This window comes from Mycobacterium aquaticum, assembly GCF_002086485.1.
Lineage (GTDB): Bacteria > Actinomycetota > Actinomycetes > Mycobacteriales > Mycobacteriaceae > Mycobacterium > Mycobacterium aquaticum.
Window position 1 is genome coordinate 21,089 of the sequence record NZ_MVHF01000065.1, and the last position, 15,500, is coordinate 36,588.

The following is a 15,500-nucleotide window of genomic DNA, read 5'->3' on the forward strand; positions in this document are numbered from 1 at the left end:
GCCTGGGGCCGTATCGATGAGCACCAACTCGATACTGGTTACTGACGTCCGATTCGCGCGTAGGTCTCCGGTCGCTTCTGGCGATACAGAAGCGCCAGACCAATTCCGGCCAGAATGCTGCCGTACACCAGCACGAACGTCCCCATGACCAATGTCTTTGTGCCGCCGATCAATACGTCGATATTCGCGGTGGCGACGACTGTGCCGACGAGCAGGCCGACGAAGGCCACTGCCGGTGCGATCGTCGACTTCCAGCGGCTCACCCGAATCGAGTTGCGCCAGAAGTAGACCGGAATAGCAATGCTGGTCAGCAGCAGCAGGACGATCAGGACATAGCCAAAAATGCCGAACAATACCGCGTAGAGCATCGTGGGATCGGCGCCGAAGATCACCAGTGGCGCGATCCCTAGCAGGTTCAGCACAGTTACCGCCGCTGATGATCGGTGCGGCGAGCCATGCCGCGGGTGCACCGCGCTGAGGAACTTAGGCAGGATCCGATCCACGCTCAAGTTGTAGAGGTAGCGGGACAAGATATTGTGACCGGCCAGGATAGCGGCGAAGGTGCTGGTGACCAGCAGCAGGGTGACGAGATCGGTGGCCAGCCGGCCCAGGTAGTGCTCGAAGCTGGCAAGTACCGATCCGGTCGGATCGGCAGCGGCGGCGTCAACCACCGAGCCTGGACCATAGGCCTGCACAAACACCCAGGCGGTGAAAACGTAGAGGCAGGTCACGAATGCCACGGCCATATACACCGTACGAGGAATCGTCCGGTCCGGCGTACGCACCTCCTCGCGAAAAATAATTGACGCTTCGAACCCGCCGTAACAGCACATCGCCAGCAGCAAGCCAACACCGGCCGATCCGGAGAACATCGCAGGCGGCGTGAACGAGTCCAGCGCTAGTCCCTCGGCGCCACCAGTGAACACAACTACCGCGTCGTAAAGCAGGACCAGGCAGATCTCGGCAAGAAGCGCGACGATCAGGACACGCGCCGAGAGTTCCAACTTGAAGTAGCCCAGCACGCTGACGACGACAGCGAGCCCCGCCACCCATACCCACCATGGGATGTCGGGACCGCCGAGTGTCTTCCCGACCAATACCGTCAGAACCAAGCCCCCGTAGGAGAAGCTGGCTATCAGCATGAAGTAGTAGCAGAGGATGGCCAGGAACGACGCCCCAAGACCGACCAGGCGCCCCAGGCCCGCAGTGATGTACGCGTAGAAGCCGCCCGGGTTGGGCAAGTGCCGCGACATCGAGGTAAAACCGACGGAGAAGGTGAGAAACAACGCGCCCGCGACCAGGTAGGCGACAGGCGCTCCGAGTCCATTGCCGACACCAACGACCACGGGAATGAATCCCACGGCGATCGACAGCGGCGCATTGAACGCCAACACCGTGAAGAACAGTTGCATGGTCCCGAGGTTCCCACGAAGTCGCGACGGCTCCCGGCCGTTCGTTGCGGCCGCAGCCTCTGTCGGTGTAGCACCTATTTCCACCGTATTTCCTTTCTCGCAACGGTCAACGGCATGGAGTCGCCTCGAACTCATAAAGCCAGAACCGACAGCCCGACCCATGAAGGCGCTACTCGGCCATCAGTGACTACTGGAAGCCTTCATCGAACACGCCGGCATCGAACTGGCTGCGCTCCTGATCCGCGAGGTCCCGCTGGATTTCGTGCGCAGCATTGTGACCGGCAAGACCCGAAACATACAATGCCGGCCATGTTCCATTGCTGCAGAAATACAATCCCCTAACGGGCGCACGGTAATCACTGAAGCCAGCCACCGGCCGCCAGTTGAACGCGCGCGATGCGGTGATGTTGCCATGCAGCGCATGGCCTTCCAGTAAGCCGAACTCATTCTCCAAATCACGGGGTGTCAAGTACCGATAATCCTCGACGATCTGATCCAGATTTGAGATATGCGGTGACAGAAATCCCAGAACGTGCTTGGCCCAGGTGTTTCCGATCGACTTCCAATCGCCCACCGCGAGGTGGTACGGAGCGTAGGACACGGACAGACTCATGACGTGTCGTCCTTCGGGCGCGAGCGTTGGATCAGCAGCGGTCTGCACCAGACCGTAGATGATCGGATCGCCTGACCAGTCGCCGCGGGTGGCCGCCACATAGCTTTGTTGCATGGCATCCTGCGTCATGCCGATCCGGAAACCACAACGAGCAAGCAGGTCATTCTCAGCGCGATCGGTCGCACAAGCGAACTGAGGCAAGTCATTCAGCGCGACATAGACCTTCGACATGCAACCGGCCATGCCGACGCCGGCGAATGCGGATCGCGCATCGGGATCAATCGCATCCTCGGGGACCAGGTCGAGGATCGTGGTCTTCGGATTGATCGCGGATGCGACTACTCCAGCACTGATCTCCTCGCCACCCTCGACAACAACACCTTCGACGCCCTTCGAGCCGACCTTGATCTGTTCAACGGCACAGGCGGTTCGGATTTGCCCGCCTCTGGCCAGAAACGAGTTGGCCAATGCCTCAGTGATGGCACCCATACCGCCGATGGGCGCGCGTGACGCAAAGTCGGCCGCCGCGCTGATCTTCGGCCGGTTCCGGACCGCACTGCTACCCCGATACAGGGCGCGGTGCATCAGCTGAAACGCCGTACCCGGGGTAGCCGGACCGAGGAAGTTACCCGTGGCGGCAAGCATCGCCAGCGAAGACTGTAACTCTTCGGACTTCAGATGCTCACGCACCAGATCAGTTGCGCTGCCGAACATCACCTTCGCAAATAATTCCTCCTGCGCAGCCGTCTTCGGCCGTGAGGCCACTTCGGCGAATGATGGCGGCGGACCGAAGAACGATACGTCGAGCGCCGTCGCCAATTCCATGATGTCGTCAAGAAGCCGACGCTGCGCCTCATAATCGCCGGGCGCGAACCGATCAAACTCTTTGCGAACGTCCGCCACATCCGGCCAGGACACCACCCGCCGCCCATCGGGGAACGAGATGAAGGAACTCGGGCGTAGCGATTCCGTCCATTTCAGCCCATGCTGCTCAAGCCGGAGGTCCGACAATACCTTGGCTTCGAAGTTGTGGGCGGAGTTAGCGACGAGGTTACCCCGCACGCCCGGAAACAATTCGGCGGTCGCACAGAGACCACCGATTGTTTCCCGCCGCTCAAGCAACAGGACGCGGAGGCCTGAACCCGCCAGGTATGAGCCCGCTACGAGACCGTTATGTCCGCCGCCCACGATGATGACATCGAAGTCTGGGCCTGCTCCAACTAGCATTCTGAACGGGCCACCTTCCTGTTAGGCCAATTTGTTCTTGCTGCACCGCACCCGACGGGATTCGCGGCCGGCAACGGTGCAGCGGACTGCCGAGTGTCGCCTCGACGGCGAGCACTCCGACGTCTAAGCGTCCGACCAAGACAGATAGACGTCTGTGATCGTCTCGCGGATATCGATCAGCATGCTTTGCCCGGCGGGCAGAATGTAGGTGTCCCCCGCCGTCGCGTCGATCGTCTCGCCGGCATCCGTCTCGATCACAATGTGACCAGCCAGCAGGTGGGTGAATTCCTCTGCCTCGAGCGTGAACCGAAACTTCCCCGGTGTACAGCTGAACAGGCCCACTGTGCCTCGGCCATCCGGCGTCGAATAGAGAATGCTCCCGGCCGCCTTCGGCTCACCGGACAGGATCGTTGCTCCGACGATCGGGGTGGGTTCCATCTCCGCTGGTGCTGGAATGTGGGTCATCTGATGCCCTTTCGATTGCCGTTGGTCGCTATGTGGGGCCGAGCGTCAATCCGCCGTCAACCACGAGAGTGTGCCCAGTCATGTAGGAAGCATCGTCCGAGCATGCGAACGCAATCGCCGCCGCAAGCTCGTCAGGGGTTCCCTCACGTCCCATGGGGACCTGCCGTTGCACCGTTTCTCGCCGCTCATCGTCATTGGCGAAGGACGGATCGTTGAACGGTGTGTCTACCCAACCGGGGCACACGCTGTTGCAGCGAATGCCGAGGTGTGCGTTCTCCACCGCCACCTGTTTGGCGAAGTTGACCAGCGCAGCTTTGGAGGGTGCATACGGTGCTGAACCGACCTCACCGACCAGAGCGGCGCTCGACGCGGTGATCGATATGACTCCCCTGCGCCGTTTGCGCATCCCGCTCAGAACCGCTTGGACTACAACGAAAGTCGAGCGGGTGTTGATCGCGAACGTCCGATCCCACTCATCCAGACTGAGGTCTGCGATCGCCCCGACGATCGGCACGCCGGCATTGGAGACCAGCACGTCGATCGGCCCGAGGTGGATCTCCACTTGTTGGACCGCGGCCCGCACCTGGTCGGCAACCGACACATCGGCAGTAATGGCATGCGATTTCGCGCCCCTTGCCTCGATCCCCTTTCGGGTGATCTCGAGTTGGTCGCCGTTGATGTCCAGGACCGCAACGCAGGCACCTTCGTGTGCCATCCGCCAGGCCACCGCGCGTCCGATTCCAGTGGCTGCGCCGGTGACGAGACATATGCGTTCAGCGAATCTGGATTGTGCGATGTTAGGCATATGAACCTCGAATCACAAGTTATTCCCACGGATTTCGGCGGCCACGCGGAGGCCGGCGCGCACCCCCGGATGCAATCCACCACAGATGCCGTAGCCTCCCCAATCGCCGTTGACGCCGGCTCCGGCGGGGTTGGCAGCGTCAACGAATCCGCACCAGTCGCCGGCGAAGTGGATGTTGCCGACTGGGTTCACCATCTCGCCAACATGCTGGTCGAATCCAAAGGCAACTGCAGGGATTCCATGGGTCCAACGCCTGATCGAGTGTTCGCGAACCTTGTCTCGGGCTTCGGGGTAGATGCTGATGAAGTCGTTGGTAAATATCTCGGCGATGCAGTCGTCGGTGCGATCCGCGAGGGGTGCCGCCGACGGTCCCACCGCAATCATCTTGATCACCGAATGCTTCTGCTCCCCAACGGCACCCACAATCTGATGGGTCTTTGAGTTCAGACCCACGCTGAAGCTCTTGTCGATGGTCCATATAGCAGAGAAGCCATCCCACGGCACCGGCCCGCCATCAGCGAGCAGCAGCACGACCTCGACGATCGGCAGCACTCGCACGCTGTCCATTGCGGCCGCCTTGGTCGGTGAAAGTCGCCGCACAATCTGAGCAGTGATCGGGTGCGGAGTGGCCACCACTACGTGGTCGGCGTCAAGGGTTTTGTCCTGGCCGTTGTGCCGGTAGGTCACGGTGACCCGCTGGCCTTTCTGCTCGACGGCGGTGACCAGCGCACCGGTCACCGGTGGGCGCGGCAACTGCTCGGCCATCGCCAAGCCGATCACCGGGGCGCCACCCTCAACCGCTAGGAAGTCACCCCAGACCTCCGACGCGCCGCCGAAGGCGGGCATGCCGGTCAGCAACGAGAACGCCGAATCGCTCTCCAGCGAGACACCCATTTCAACGGCGGCGATACGGCGGTAGTAGGCCAAGACTTCGTCATGCACCGGCCCGATCCACTCGATCCCGGTGACGCTGACTAACTTGCCGATCAGTTCGTCAGTTTGGGGGCAACTCAGAGCATCGAGGGTTTCAGCGACGCGGGCGAAGGTCCGCAGGAAATCCGGACGGGCTTCCGGAGAGAACCCTAAATCGTCAGCCAGCTGTTCGGCTGTCGACAGTTCGACGCTGCACCCGTCGGAAGTGTGTAGCAACGGGGTCCCCGGCACCGGCACGGTCTTGATGCCGAGCTCGGAGAGCAGCCGGCTTTCGGGGGATTCGGGGTTGGGGTCGTACCATCCCTCACCTCCTGTCGTTGTTGGCCAGCCGCCCAGTTCGGTGCGCTGCGAACGCCCACCGATCTGCGAATCAGCCTCCAACACCACGACATCACGATCCCGAAGCAGATACGCCGCCGTCAGCCCCGAAAGCCCCGCACCGACAACCACGACCTCACACGAATCCGACATCCCACACCCTTCCCTGACCAAAACGTCGCCCAGCCTCAGCTGCACTTAGCCAACAACCTCATCCAGCAAACGCAACCAGTTACCACCAGTGAAAGCACTCACATCGGCAGCCGACCACCCACGCGCCAACAACGCATCAGCCAACGTCCGCATCCCCGTCGGGCCCGACCACTCGGGATGGTCAAACGCCAACGGCTCATACTGAATAATCGCGTCGCGACTCCACTTGCCCTGCCGCACCCACGCACGATCAATCTGGTTGTAGCCGTACCCGTAATCGCTGCCGAACCCCAGGTGCTCAATACCGATGAGCTCGGCAGTCCACTCCGCCATCTCACAGAACCGCTGTATTGTCGTATCGGTCCGATCCGGCAATAAGCGTGTATACGTTGTCAAACCCAACATTCCCCCGGCGGCCGCGAGTTCCTTCAATACCACATTCCGCTTATTGCGACTATTGCGGTAAGAGGTCCACTCATCCTGTGACGAGAACTCAACGGGATTAGCATGAGTCACTGCAACCGGCTTTTCTGAATGTTGAATCGTTTCCAAGCATGTCCGTTCACCACTATGAGATAGGTCGATCAACACACCAACCTCATTCATCTCGCGGACAACATTTCTGCCGATATGCGTCAGGCCTGCATCCGGATCGTCCCACGATCCTCCGGCGATCGCGTTCTGCTGGTTATACGAAAGCTGGATACACAGCACACCCAAGTCGCGGAACGCGCCAACCAAGTTAAGATCGTTCTCAAGGGGATCCGAATTCTGAAATCCAATCAGAATCCCTGTGCGGTTGGACTCTTTGGCCTTCACCACATCCGCTGCACACCGGATCGGCATGACTAAATCAGAATTCGCGAGAATTTGATGACGCCAATTGCCTACAATGTTTAGAGCGTCGCGCGCGTTATGCCATATTGCAACTGAGGCGTGCGCCATCGTCACATCACCCTCGCGCAGGTTCTCAAACATCTCTCGCGCCGACCGCGCTTTATATGGATGCCAGTCATCTACGTCAGCTTTACTTGTGGCTGGCATATGCCCGCGATATCCAGCGACATCCCAATGCATCAACATATCGACCGAGATCATGTCATCGAACTTCTGACCGACCGGCACCCCGAACGTACCCTCAATCGTCACGAGCCAGCTCCCTTCTGAAACTCCGTCTCTAACGGATGCTGCACAACAGGAATCACTTCTACTTCACAATATGGCCATGCCGGCAAGGACGACAGACCGGCGTGTAGCTCTTCCGGAGATTGCACATCCCACAACGAAATTCCGTCGCGCTGGCCCAGCACCCGCCACATGCGCGCTATTTTTCCTTCGCTCTGCAATGCGAGCCCGCGCTCACGCTCGGCGGCGAACAGGGCCTTCCGGTCTTCGCCCTGCAGCGATTCCGGCAAATGGGCTGACAAGCGCACCAAATACTGCATTAGAAATCCACTCCAATCCTCAATAACACCGAAGCCTCACACTGCAAATCACGACGCATACGGATCGGCAACCGGCGAACCATAGTCCACCACCTGCGTCTGCACCTGGGTGAACTCTCGTAACACGTCCAGCCCATTCTCTCGCCCCAGACCAGACTGCTTGAATCCACCAAACGGCAACGACCAATGCTGGGCGCGATACGTATTCACCCACACGCTCCCTGCTTCCATTTGATTCGCAACGCGATGAGCCCGCTGACCATCCCGCGTATACACCCCGGCGGCTAAGCCGTACTCCGTATCATTGGCCACCGTTACTGCCTCATCCTCGTCATCAAACGGCAACGTCACACCAACCGGTCCGAAAATCTCCTCCTGCGACAAACGCATCCCATTGTCGGCACGTAAAACCAGCATCGGAGGATGATAAAAGCCACCACTTTCCAACAACTCATCCGACACCTGCCCCGACAGCACCTCAAGACCATCACCACGAGCCGCCGCCACGTAACCGCGAACCCGCTCATGCTGCTCAGCCGTCGTTAACGGACCAATCTGGGTCCCTTCCAAAAACGGATCCCCCACGCGCAACATCGCCAACCGCTTTGACATCCGCTCAACAAACTCATCATGAACACCGCGCTGCACAATGAACCGCGACGGAGCCACACAACTCTGCCCGCCTGCACCCCAAATACCCGCCACCGCCGCCGGTACAACCGCATCTAAGTCGGCGTCATCAAACACAATCAACGGCGACTTACCACCTGCCTCAACAACGACTCGCTTCAGGGACCCACCCGCCGCCGCTGCAATCTCACGGCCGACTTTCGAACTCCCGGTGAACCCGATCGCCGCGACGCCGGGGTGCCCCACTAAGGCAGCACCGACGTCAGCGCCACCATTCACCACATTCACCACACCCGGAGGAATACCCGCCTCCGAAGCCAACCTCGCCAACTCCAGGGCCGTCACCGGCGTATGCGGCGACGGCTTAATCACCACCGCATTACCCGCTGCCAGCGCTGGCGCAACCTTCCAACTCGTCAACGAGAACGGCCCGTTAAATGGCGCCAACACCGCGACCACACCCAACGCCCGCGGAATCATCCGCGCAAACCGCGTCGACGACATCTCCAGACTCGCACCCTGAATCTTGTCCGCCGCACCCGCAAAATACGAATACCACCGCGCCGTGGCCGCAATCTCTGCCCGTGCCAGCCACAACGGCTTACCCGTATCCCGCGCCTCCAATTCCCCAATCACATCTGCCCGGGCCTCAATCAACCCAGCCAAACGCAATAGACAATCACCACGCTCAGTGCCCGACAACGACTGCCACACACCTAAGGACCCACGCGCCGCCGCTACCGCGGCGTCCACGTGATCAACCGACGCCTGTGCCGCAGCTACCCAACCGCGGCCCGACGCCGGTTCTACGCTCTCAACAAACTCACAGCCCTCACGTACCTCAACGCCCCCAATCCACATCCCCCGCAATGGAAGACGACTCAAACCCTCATGCGCCACGCTCAAACCTCCAAATAACACCAACACCGCAGGCCCGACAACACGTCGCACCCAAGCCCAGACAGATGCCCACACCCTACGAAACTAAGCGCTCATTTACAAGAGATTGCGGCTCTGAGGCGCCAACTCGATTTCGCGGCTGCCGCCGCGCCGCTGCGCCACACTAGTAAGAAGCGGCGACACGCGTGGCATGCAGGAAGGTATGCGCCACGCCCGGGCAGGACGCCAGCTGGCCGGAACATCACTCGGCAACGGCGAACTTGGGTACTCCCCTTGACGTAAACCGTGAGCACGGTCACACTCACTAAGCGAGCGCTCGTTTAGCTCGATGTGTTTGCATCGCTGACCAATGGTCGATTCGCCCCTTCGAAAGGAACCTCCATGCGCCAATGTGCTCCCGCGCGAACGCGTCCAGCCGTCGAGTCGGCACTATGACCACCACATCAGCGTCCAAGGGGAGCCCCGAATCGCCGGTACCCGCTGACTTGGAGTCGGGGCACCTTAGTCGGCGAGCACTCGTTTCGCTCGCGTTGTCGTCCTATGTCCCAGCGGTCGGTATCGCGATCATGCCGCTGTTGGTCGTCAGCGTCTCCGGTATCACTGGATGGCAGAGTTCACTGCTTGCCACTTTCGCCCTCATTTTCATCGGTCGCGCAATCATCGAGTTCGCGCGCCGCTACGTCGCTTCTGGTTCGTTGTATTCCTACGTCGGCGAGGTGTTCGGTCCGTGGGCGCGTATTCTGACAGGCGCTGCCCTGTTGTGTGGATACATCTGCGGATCTGCCGGCATGGCGGGTGCCGTCGGAATCTTTTTCGGCAGTTTTCTCAGTTCGTTCGGGCTGACCGGCGCGCTCGAAGTCGGCGCGCAGATCGCGTTCTTCGCTACTGCCTGCCTCATTGTCGCCGCCATCACCTATCGCGGCCTGGATACGTCGATCAGGGTCGCGGTGATACTCACAGTCCTGGCAGTCCCCCTGGTTCTTGTCATCACGATCGCTAGTGCGTTCCACACTGGACTCGAGCTGAATGCGCAGTTCAGTTTCAGTGACTTCAGCTTCAGCCACACTCTGCATGGCATGGCATTGGCCGCAGCTGCTCTTGTCGGTTTCGAAAGCTCAGCGGCTTTGGCATCGGAGACCCGCGATCCGCGCCGCAACGTCCCGTTGGCCATCATGGCTGTTCCCATCGTCCTCGGCGGGGCCTATCCATTCATCACAATGCTGCAAGCTCCCGGATTGATCGCTGCCTCCGACCAGTTGGCCGAGGGTGTTTCGGCACCGGCAGCGCTTGCACTGCAAGCCGGCCTGGGTTCATCGGTGGCCGCGGCAACGGATCTCGTGCTCGCGATCGGGACGTTCGCCGCACTGGTCGGATTCGTCAGCTACGGCTCTCGGTTTGCGATGACGCTTGCCAGAGATGGCCTGTTACCGGCGGCTATCGGACGTGTTCACCCGCGCCACCACAGCCCGAATACCGCGATCAGCGCGGTTTTGATTGTCAGCTTTTTGACGATATCGATGCAGACCGCGCGCACTGGCAGCGCAACCGCCGCTTACACTGCGGTCGCAACGCTTCTTGTCTATTTGTGGGTGCTGCCGTACGCACTCATCGCTGCCGGCGCGATTGTGCTGACCGTCCGAGCACGAGAGTTTCGCCCGGGGCTATGGTTCGCAGCAGTCCTCGGCGGCGCGGCCTTCGTTTGGTGCTATGTCGACGGAGTGCTGAATCCACCTGCCCCACCGTCAGATTCGCTGGTCTATATCGCGCCAATCGTGATCGCGGTGGTGTCCGCCGTGTTGGCTGCGAGTGCCCGCTGGGCGGGAGGTCGAACCCGGTCTGGTGAGCAGGCTCGTTGAGATATATGGAGAGCACCTACGTGAGTATCCAGACTCGGCGCAATGGGGCTCAACGGCTTTGCGCTCGAACGATAAAGTGAGAGGGACGACAAGATGCGTTTTGGAGCAGTGGTGGGCAACGATCCCACCACCATCGGGTGTGAGGCTCGCCTGCTGGAAGAGCGCGGTGTAGACACGATCTGGTTCCCCGATGCGCCGCTGATCGGCTATGGTGATCCGTTTGCGTGTATGGCGTTGGCCGCAGCTGCAACTGATCGAATTCGTCTGGGTACCAACATTACCCCAGCGGGAACTCGTCCTGTCGGGATGCTGCTCACGCACTTCGCCACGATCAACCGGATCGCGCCCGGTCGCGTGCGCCTTGGCTGGGGAAGCGGCTCGTTCTCGCGCAGCCTGCTCGGGCAACCCGCGCTCAAGGTCCGCGAACTTCGCACCGAGCTGACCGCATTGCGCGCGCTACTCACACATCAGTCGGCCGAAATCAACGGGCAGAAGATCCATTTCAACACTTCCGGCCGCCGATGCCTCAACCTCAAGGATTCACAGCCGTTGGAGATCGCCGCGCAAGGACCCCGCGGCGCGGCCCTTGCCGGCGAGTTCGGCGACGGCCTCATGACTGCCGGCGAAGTTCATCCGGAGCGACTACGCATACTGCTCAACGCCGCTCTCGAAGCCGCGGGCAGCGCAGGTCGACCGACCGAGGACTTCTCCTTCACCGCCGAGGTGGGCCCGCTCTGCATTCTGCGCCCCGGCGAATCAGTCGATAGTCAACGGGTGATCGCGAGCGTACAACCAGCGGTGACCGGTCACTTCGGATTCTTCCTGGTCGCCCGCCTTCACCCAGACCAGGTCGACCCTGGTGTCCGCGGCGCCTACGCCAAGTTTCTCGTATGGGCCAACGAGTGCTTCGGGCCGGACCCCGATGAGCAGTTCCGCGCGCTTTGCGACAACTACATCGGACGCAACCCAGAACACGACCAGTTCGTCACTGCCGGCGCCATCAAGGCTCACACACTGACCGCGCCACTCGAAGCAATGGCCGAGCGACTGCAGGAGATCAGCCGCGCCGGCGTAACCGATGTTGCAGTGCTCTACGGCCTGGACCAGCCGTGGGCGGAGAACGAAGCGCTCGCCGATCTAGTTACACTAATGGAGCATGTCGGCTGATCTGCCCGGGTCGCGAGCACCGACCTCTCGCCCGGTTCGAAGCCGAGACGGTGGGGGCATGTCACCCGGCTGTAGGCATCTCGGGCTGAACGCCGCGCGTCCTTGTTAACCGTGCACATTACGAGCCAGGGTGTCGATGTCTGTGCTTCGCACGATCCGTGCGGGCCAGGCCTGGACGCTCACGCCTGCGTCAACGCCACCGCGCAGGTAGACCGGGACCGCGGCCACGAGCCGCGGTGAAGTATCGTGTTTCGCAGGCGTAACCCGCGACGGATTGTTGCGCCACGCAAAGTGACTCAGCCAGCACCCAAGCGTATCGCGCGGCGGTGAGCCGGATGCCCTGTCACCGAGGTGACCACCACCTCAAAGTCGGAGCGTTGCTGGTGCGCCCTTGGATCGGCGAACGACAGGGTATGTTTGTCACGGCCCGGTGTTTGCGCCTGCAGTCCGATGTCCACGGGCCTTCGGACTGCGCGCCTCCGTGGTCAGCTCATCGACCGGCATGCACTACACGAGTGAGATCACAACTGCCCGTCCAAGTTTGAATATCCCCAACCGGTGTCGCGGATCAATCCGACAGGCTCTCTAGCGAGGCGCCCTGTTGCCTGATCCCGAGAAATCCGACGAGCAGACCTGGCACGAGCGCCCCGACCACCGCGCAGTACAACATGAACCCGTAGAAACCATGCTCAGCCGTCGCATCACCAAGCACCACAACAATGACTGGGCCAAAGATGGCGCCGGTACGGCCTACCCCATCGGCCAAACCCATCGCCCGGGCTCGCAGCCGGGTCGGATACGCTCCGGCGGTGTAGTTGTACATGCTGTACAGCCACAGCCCCGACCCTGTCCCCACCAACGCCCACCCCACCCACAGCAACGCATCAATCTGATGCACGTGCGAGAAGACCCATATGAGCAGGAGCGCTCCGCTGAAGATTCCGGCGCTGAGGCAAACCAGGGTGCGGCGCTCGACCCGCTCGTTGACCAACGAAGCTAAAAGCGCGCCGGCGGCGTAACCGGGTCCGTAAATGAGGATGGTGACCAGGAAGAACTGCGGCGCAGCAAAGCCATAGGACTGCATATGCACTGCCATGAAGGCTTCGCATCCGAAAATGATTCCGCTGTATCCGAGAATCCATGCGGGGGTGACCACCAGTGTCCTCCGAAGTGATTCACCCCGGAATAGCTCGCCCAAAGTCACCTGCTCAGTGATGGGCAATACCGGCGGATTCGCTTCGCGTAGATCAGGTTCAGGAAGCTGGCCTCGCTGCCGCTGCACCGCACGCTCGATCCTTTCGACCACCTGGTTCGCCTCAGTCCACCGGCCCTTGGCCGCAAGCCATCGCGGTGACTCCGGGGCCGCGAGCAACGCGCATGCCGCGACGATTGCCGCCACTCCGAGGCCCCAGATGTAGGTGCGATAGTGCTCTGGCACAAGGTAGTGCGCCGCGGCCAAGGCGAGTACCGCCCATAACCCGGTCGTCGCTTGCGCGCCCGAGGTGATGCGACCGCGAACATCCGGTGGCACAAATTCATTCATGTACACCGCACTGACCACGCACACGAATCCGATGCCGATAGCTTGCACGAAAGTCGCCATCAAGAGGCCGACGTAGTTGGGAGCCACGGTGCCGCCGACGAGCGTACCCAGCCCGGCGAGCAGGGATCCCCAGACGATGGTCTTCTTGCGGCCGAACCGGTCTGCGAGGTGTCCCCCGGCGAGTTCGCCGACCACGACACCCAGCCCCAGCTGAACTGCGCTGAGCCAGGCATACTGCAAATGGCCAAAGTCCTTGGACCACACAAAGATGTACAGGAAGGGAACGTATGCTCCGGCGGCGGTCGTAAGCCCATACGCCATCTGTACAAGCAAGCACGGCCACCAATGGATCCGGGCGGAAGGCAGGCGATCCATCCGGGCCGCTATCGCATTGGGCGACAGCATGATCCGTTCCGGATGGAGATCCGCGATCGGAGTGTTGCCTATACCACCGGGCTGTCGAATCAAGTGCGTACTCCTGTCGTACTTGTCGGCCTCTGGACCGCCGCGCCCGGGCCGCAGCTGCAACTGCAACTGCAACTGATCAGAATTCCGATAGTCTTATTTCTGTATTGCGTCTCAGCTGCGCCGCGTTCAGTCCACGGTGCTGCCGGCCTCACCAATCCTGCGGTGACCGCTGGCGATGCATGTCCCCATGCGCACCGGTTACAGGGTGTGGCTTAGTCCCTTAGGACGGTGGGCATTCAAAAGTGGGGTTCCCGGTGAGCCTTCTGTGTCAGCGGTTCGCTGCAGCGTTGACCATCGCGCAAACTTCACCCACCAGGTGCCAAGGTCGCGGCTGGTTATACACCGACCTAGTTCTCCCCCAACGCGCTTACGTCGCAGCAGGCAGTTGCTGGTTCAGCTCGTCTGGATTCCAGTACACCGTTTCGCGCTGCACAAGTCCGTCGCGGATCTGATCGACAATGCAGTAGTGCATCACGACCCTGGTGCCACCTGGCGCCGCACCTACCCCGCGATAGAGCGCGTGAAGTGCAACTTCACCAGCGACGAACTCGCCGTCACTGAACACGTTGAGATACTCGTTCTTCGTGTCGGTCATATCGGCGAGCAGCCCTTTCACGAACTCCACGAACTTCTCGCGGCCGACCCGTGGCTCATGCTCGGTGACATCCCGAAAGACACAGTCCTCAGCGAGAAAGGTGGAAAATAGCTCAAGGTCGCGTGCCTCCACGGCCGCCTCCACCTGACCCTTGAAGGTTTCCACGGCCGTCCTATTAGGCTTCATTGATCCCATTTCATCTCCGTATCGAATTGCCGTTGCCCTTACACCACGACGCATTACGATTTCTGGTCGCGCGCCCCTAAGGCCAAAAACAATCCATCCATCGTTATGTTGGGCACGTCATGTGCCAACCCCGTCGGAAAACAGCGGATCCTCGCGAAGACTTCACCTCATGGCAACTCCCCCTCGATTGGTTGAAAGGGCGATGGCTCGGCTGGACCTGCACTGGACCAGGTGCTCGCATCTCATGGGTCCCAGCGCTGCGATCTCTGTACATACGTTAGGTTACTAAGCGCTTGGTATCAAGCGGAGGTTTCCCTTACGTGATGCCTGCCGACCCGCACGGTCTACCTGGCAAACGCCGAGTGGACTAGAAGCTTCGGGCTTAGACGCGCTCGGCGGCGGGTAGCGCGGCGAGGATGTCGTTGACGCGGTCGCGGGCGTCGCCGAAGAGCATCTGGGTGTTCTCGCGGAAGAACAGCGGGTTCTGCACGCCGGCGTAGCCCGAGGCCATGGACCGTTTGAACACGATGACGTTGTCTGCGTTCCACACCGTGAGTACCGGCATACCGGCGATCGGGCTGCCGGGATCCTCGGCCGCGGCCGGGTTGACGGTGTCGTTGGCGCCGATGACCAGGACCACGGAGGTGCCGTCGAAGTCGTCGTTGATCTCGTCCATTTCCAGCACGATGTCGTAGGGCACCTTGGCCTCGGCGAGCAACACGTTCATGTGGCCGGGCAGGCGACCGGCGACGGGGTGGATGCCGAAGCGGACGTTGACGCCGCG

General features: G+C 61.0%; 13 protein-coding genes. 2 read left to right on the plus strand and 11 right to left on the minus strand.

The window, feature by feature from the left end:
• Nucleotides 1-38 precede the first annotated feature (38 nt).
• The 8 genes from BST13_RS35830 to BST13_RS35865 all read right to left on the minus strand — a co-directional run bounded on the left by BST13_RS35830 (nucleotide 39) and on the right by BST13_RS35865 (nucleotide 8,862).
• Entirely contained in the window at nucleotides 39-1,412 is a 1,374-nt protein-coding gene (locus tag BST13_RS35830) for an APC family permease (protein WP_211296272.1), read from the minus strand.
• Nucleotides 1,413-1,599: 187 nt separating this feature from the next.
• Nucleotides 1,600-3,252 carry a phytoene desaturase family protein gene (locus tag BST13_RS35835; protein ID WP_083170672.1) on the minus strand — a complete coding sequence of 551 codons (1,653 nt, stop codon included), beginning with the start codon at nucleotides 3,250-3,252 and terminating at the stop codon, nucleotides 1,600-1,602.
• Nucleotides 3,253-3,375: 123 nt separating this feature from the next.
• Complete coding sequence (locus tag BST13_RS35840; protein WP_083170674.1) at nucleotides 3,376-3,717, minus strand: cupin domain-containing protein; 342 nt, start codon at nucleotides 3,715-3,717, stop codon at nucleotides 3,376-3,378.
• A gap of 28 nt (nucleotides 3,718-3,745) precedes the next feature.
• Complete coding sequence (locus BST13_RS35845) at nucleotides 3,746-4,522, minus strand: SDR family NAD(P)-dependent oxidoreductase (protein ID WP_083170675.1); 777 nt, start codon at nucleotides 4,520-4,522, stop codon at nucleotides 3,746-3,748.
• A 12-nt stretch (nucleotides 4,523-4,534) separates the two neighbouring features.
• Complete coding sequence (locus tag BST13_RS35850) at nucleotides 4,535-5,905, minus strand: flavin monoamine oxidase family protein (protein WP_158087261.1); 1,371 nt, start codon at nucleotides 5,903-5,905, stop codon at nucleotides 4,535-4,537.
• Nucleotides 5,906-5,971: 66 nt separating this feature from the next.
• On the minus strand, nucleotides 5,972-7,075 hold the full coding sequence (locus tag BST13_RS35855) for a membrane dipeptidase (protein ID WP_083170678.1): 1,104 nt from the start codon (nucleotides 7,073-7,075) through the stop codon (nucleotides 5,972-5,974).
• Nucleotides 7,072-7,371, minus strand: coding sequence for a muconolactone Delta-isomerase (locus BST13_RS35860; protein ID WP_083170680.1), 300 nt, complete (start codon nucleotides 7,369-7,371; stop codon nucleotides 7,072-7,074). Before BST13_RS35860 ends, BST13_RS35855 begins: the two co-directional genes overlap by 4 nt.
• A gap of 48 nt (nucleotides 7,372-7,419) precedes the next feature.
• A complete protein-coding gene (locus BST13_RS35865; RefSeq protein ID WP_083170681.1) occupies nucleotides 7,420-8,862 on the minus strand; it encodes an aldehyde dehydrogenase family protein in 1,443 nt (480 codons plus the stop codon).
• A 470-nt stretch (nucleotides 8,863-9,332) separates the two neighbouring features.
• On the opposite strand from BST13_RS35865, the gene BST13_RS35870 reads away from it, so the two are divergent.
• Both BST13_RS35870 and BST13_RS35875 read left to right on the plus strand, forming a co-directional pair.
• Nucleotides 9,333-10,757, plus strand: coding sequence for an APC family permease (locus BST13_RS35870; RefSeq protein ID WP_083170683.1), 1,425 nt, complete (start codon nucleotides 9,333-9,335; stop codon nucleotides 10,755-10,757).
• Nucleotides 10,758-10,868: 111 nt separating this feature from the next.
• A complete protein-coding gene (locus BST13_RS35875) occupies nucleotides 10,869-11,924 on the plus strand; it encodes an LLM class flavin-dependent oxidoreductase (RefSeq protein WP_158087262.1) in 1,056 nt (351 codons plus the stop codon).
• A gap of 568 nt (nucleotides 11,925-12,492) precedes the next feature.
• Here BST13_RS35875 and BST13_RS35880 read toward each other — a convergent pair.
• The 3 genes from BST13_RS35880 to BST13_RS35890 form a co-directional block, all read right to left on the minus strand.
• Nucleotides 12,493-14,007, minus strand: a complete 1,515-nt coding sequence (locus BST13_RS35880) for an MFS transporter (RefSeq protein ID WP_083170686.1) — start codon at nucleotides 14,005-14,007, stop codon at nucleotides 12,493-12,495.
• 295 nt (nucleotides 14,008-14,302) lie between these two features.
• Nucleotides 14,303-14,695, minus strand: a complete 393-nt coding sequence (locus BST13_RS35885; protein ID WP_158087263.1) for a nuclear transport factor 2 family protein — start codon at nucleotides 14,693-14,695, stop codon at nucleotides 14,303-14,305.
• A gap of 403 nt (nucleotides 14,696-15,098) precedes the next feature.
• Nucleotides 15,099-15,500: NAD(P)(+) transhydrogenase (Re/Si-specific) subunit beta (locus BST13_RS35890; protein WP_211296274.1), on the minus strand; the 402-nt coding region annotated here is incomplete at its 5' end.

What these genes read in the sequence shown, in the direction of transcription:
- BST13_RS35830 (WP_211296272.1), bottom strand. Translation starts at nt 1,412, where the DNA reads ATGCAACTGTTCTTCACGGTGTTGGCGTTCAATGCGCCGCTGTCGATC.
- BST13_RS35835 (WP_083170672.1), bottom strand. Translation starts at nt 3,252, where the DNA reads ATGCTAGTTGGAGCAGGCCCAGACTTCGATGTCATCATCGTGGGCGGC.
- BST13_RS35840 (WP_083170674.1), bottom strand. Translation starts at nt 3,717, where the DNA reads ATGACCCACATTCCAGCACCAGCGGAGATGGAACCCACCCCGATCGTC.
- BST13_RS35845 (WP_083170675.1), bottom strand. Translation starts at nt 4,522, where the DNA reads ATGCCTAACATCGCACAATCCAGATTCGCTGAACGCATATGTCTCGTC.
- BST13_RS35860 (WP_083170680.1), bottom strand. Translation starts at nt 7,371, where the DNA reads ATGCAGTATTTGGTGCGCTTGTCAGCCCATTTGCCGGAATCGCTGCAG.
- BST13_RS35865 (WP_083170681.1), bottom strand. Translation starts at nt 8,862, where the DNA reads ATGTGGATTGGGGGCGTTGAGGTACGTGAGGGCTGTGAGTTTGTTGAG.
- BST13_RS35870 (WP_083170683.1), top strand. Translation starts at nt 9,333, where the DNA reads ATGACCACCACATCAGCGTCCAAGGGGAGCCCCGAATCGCCGGTACCC.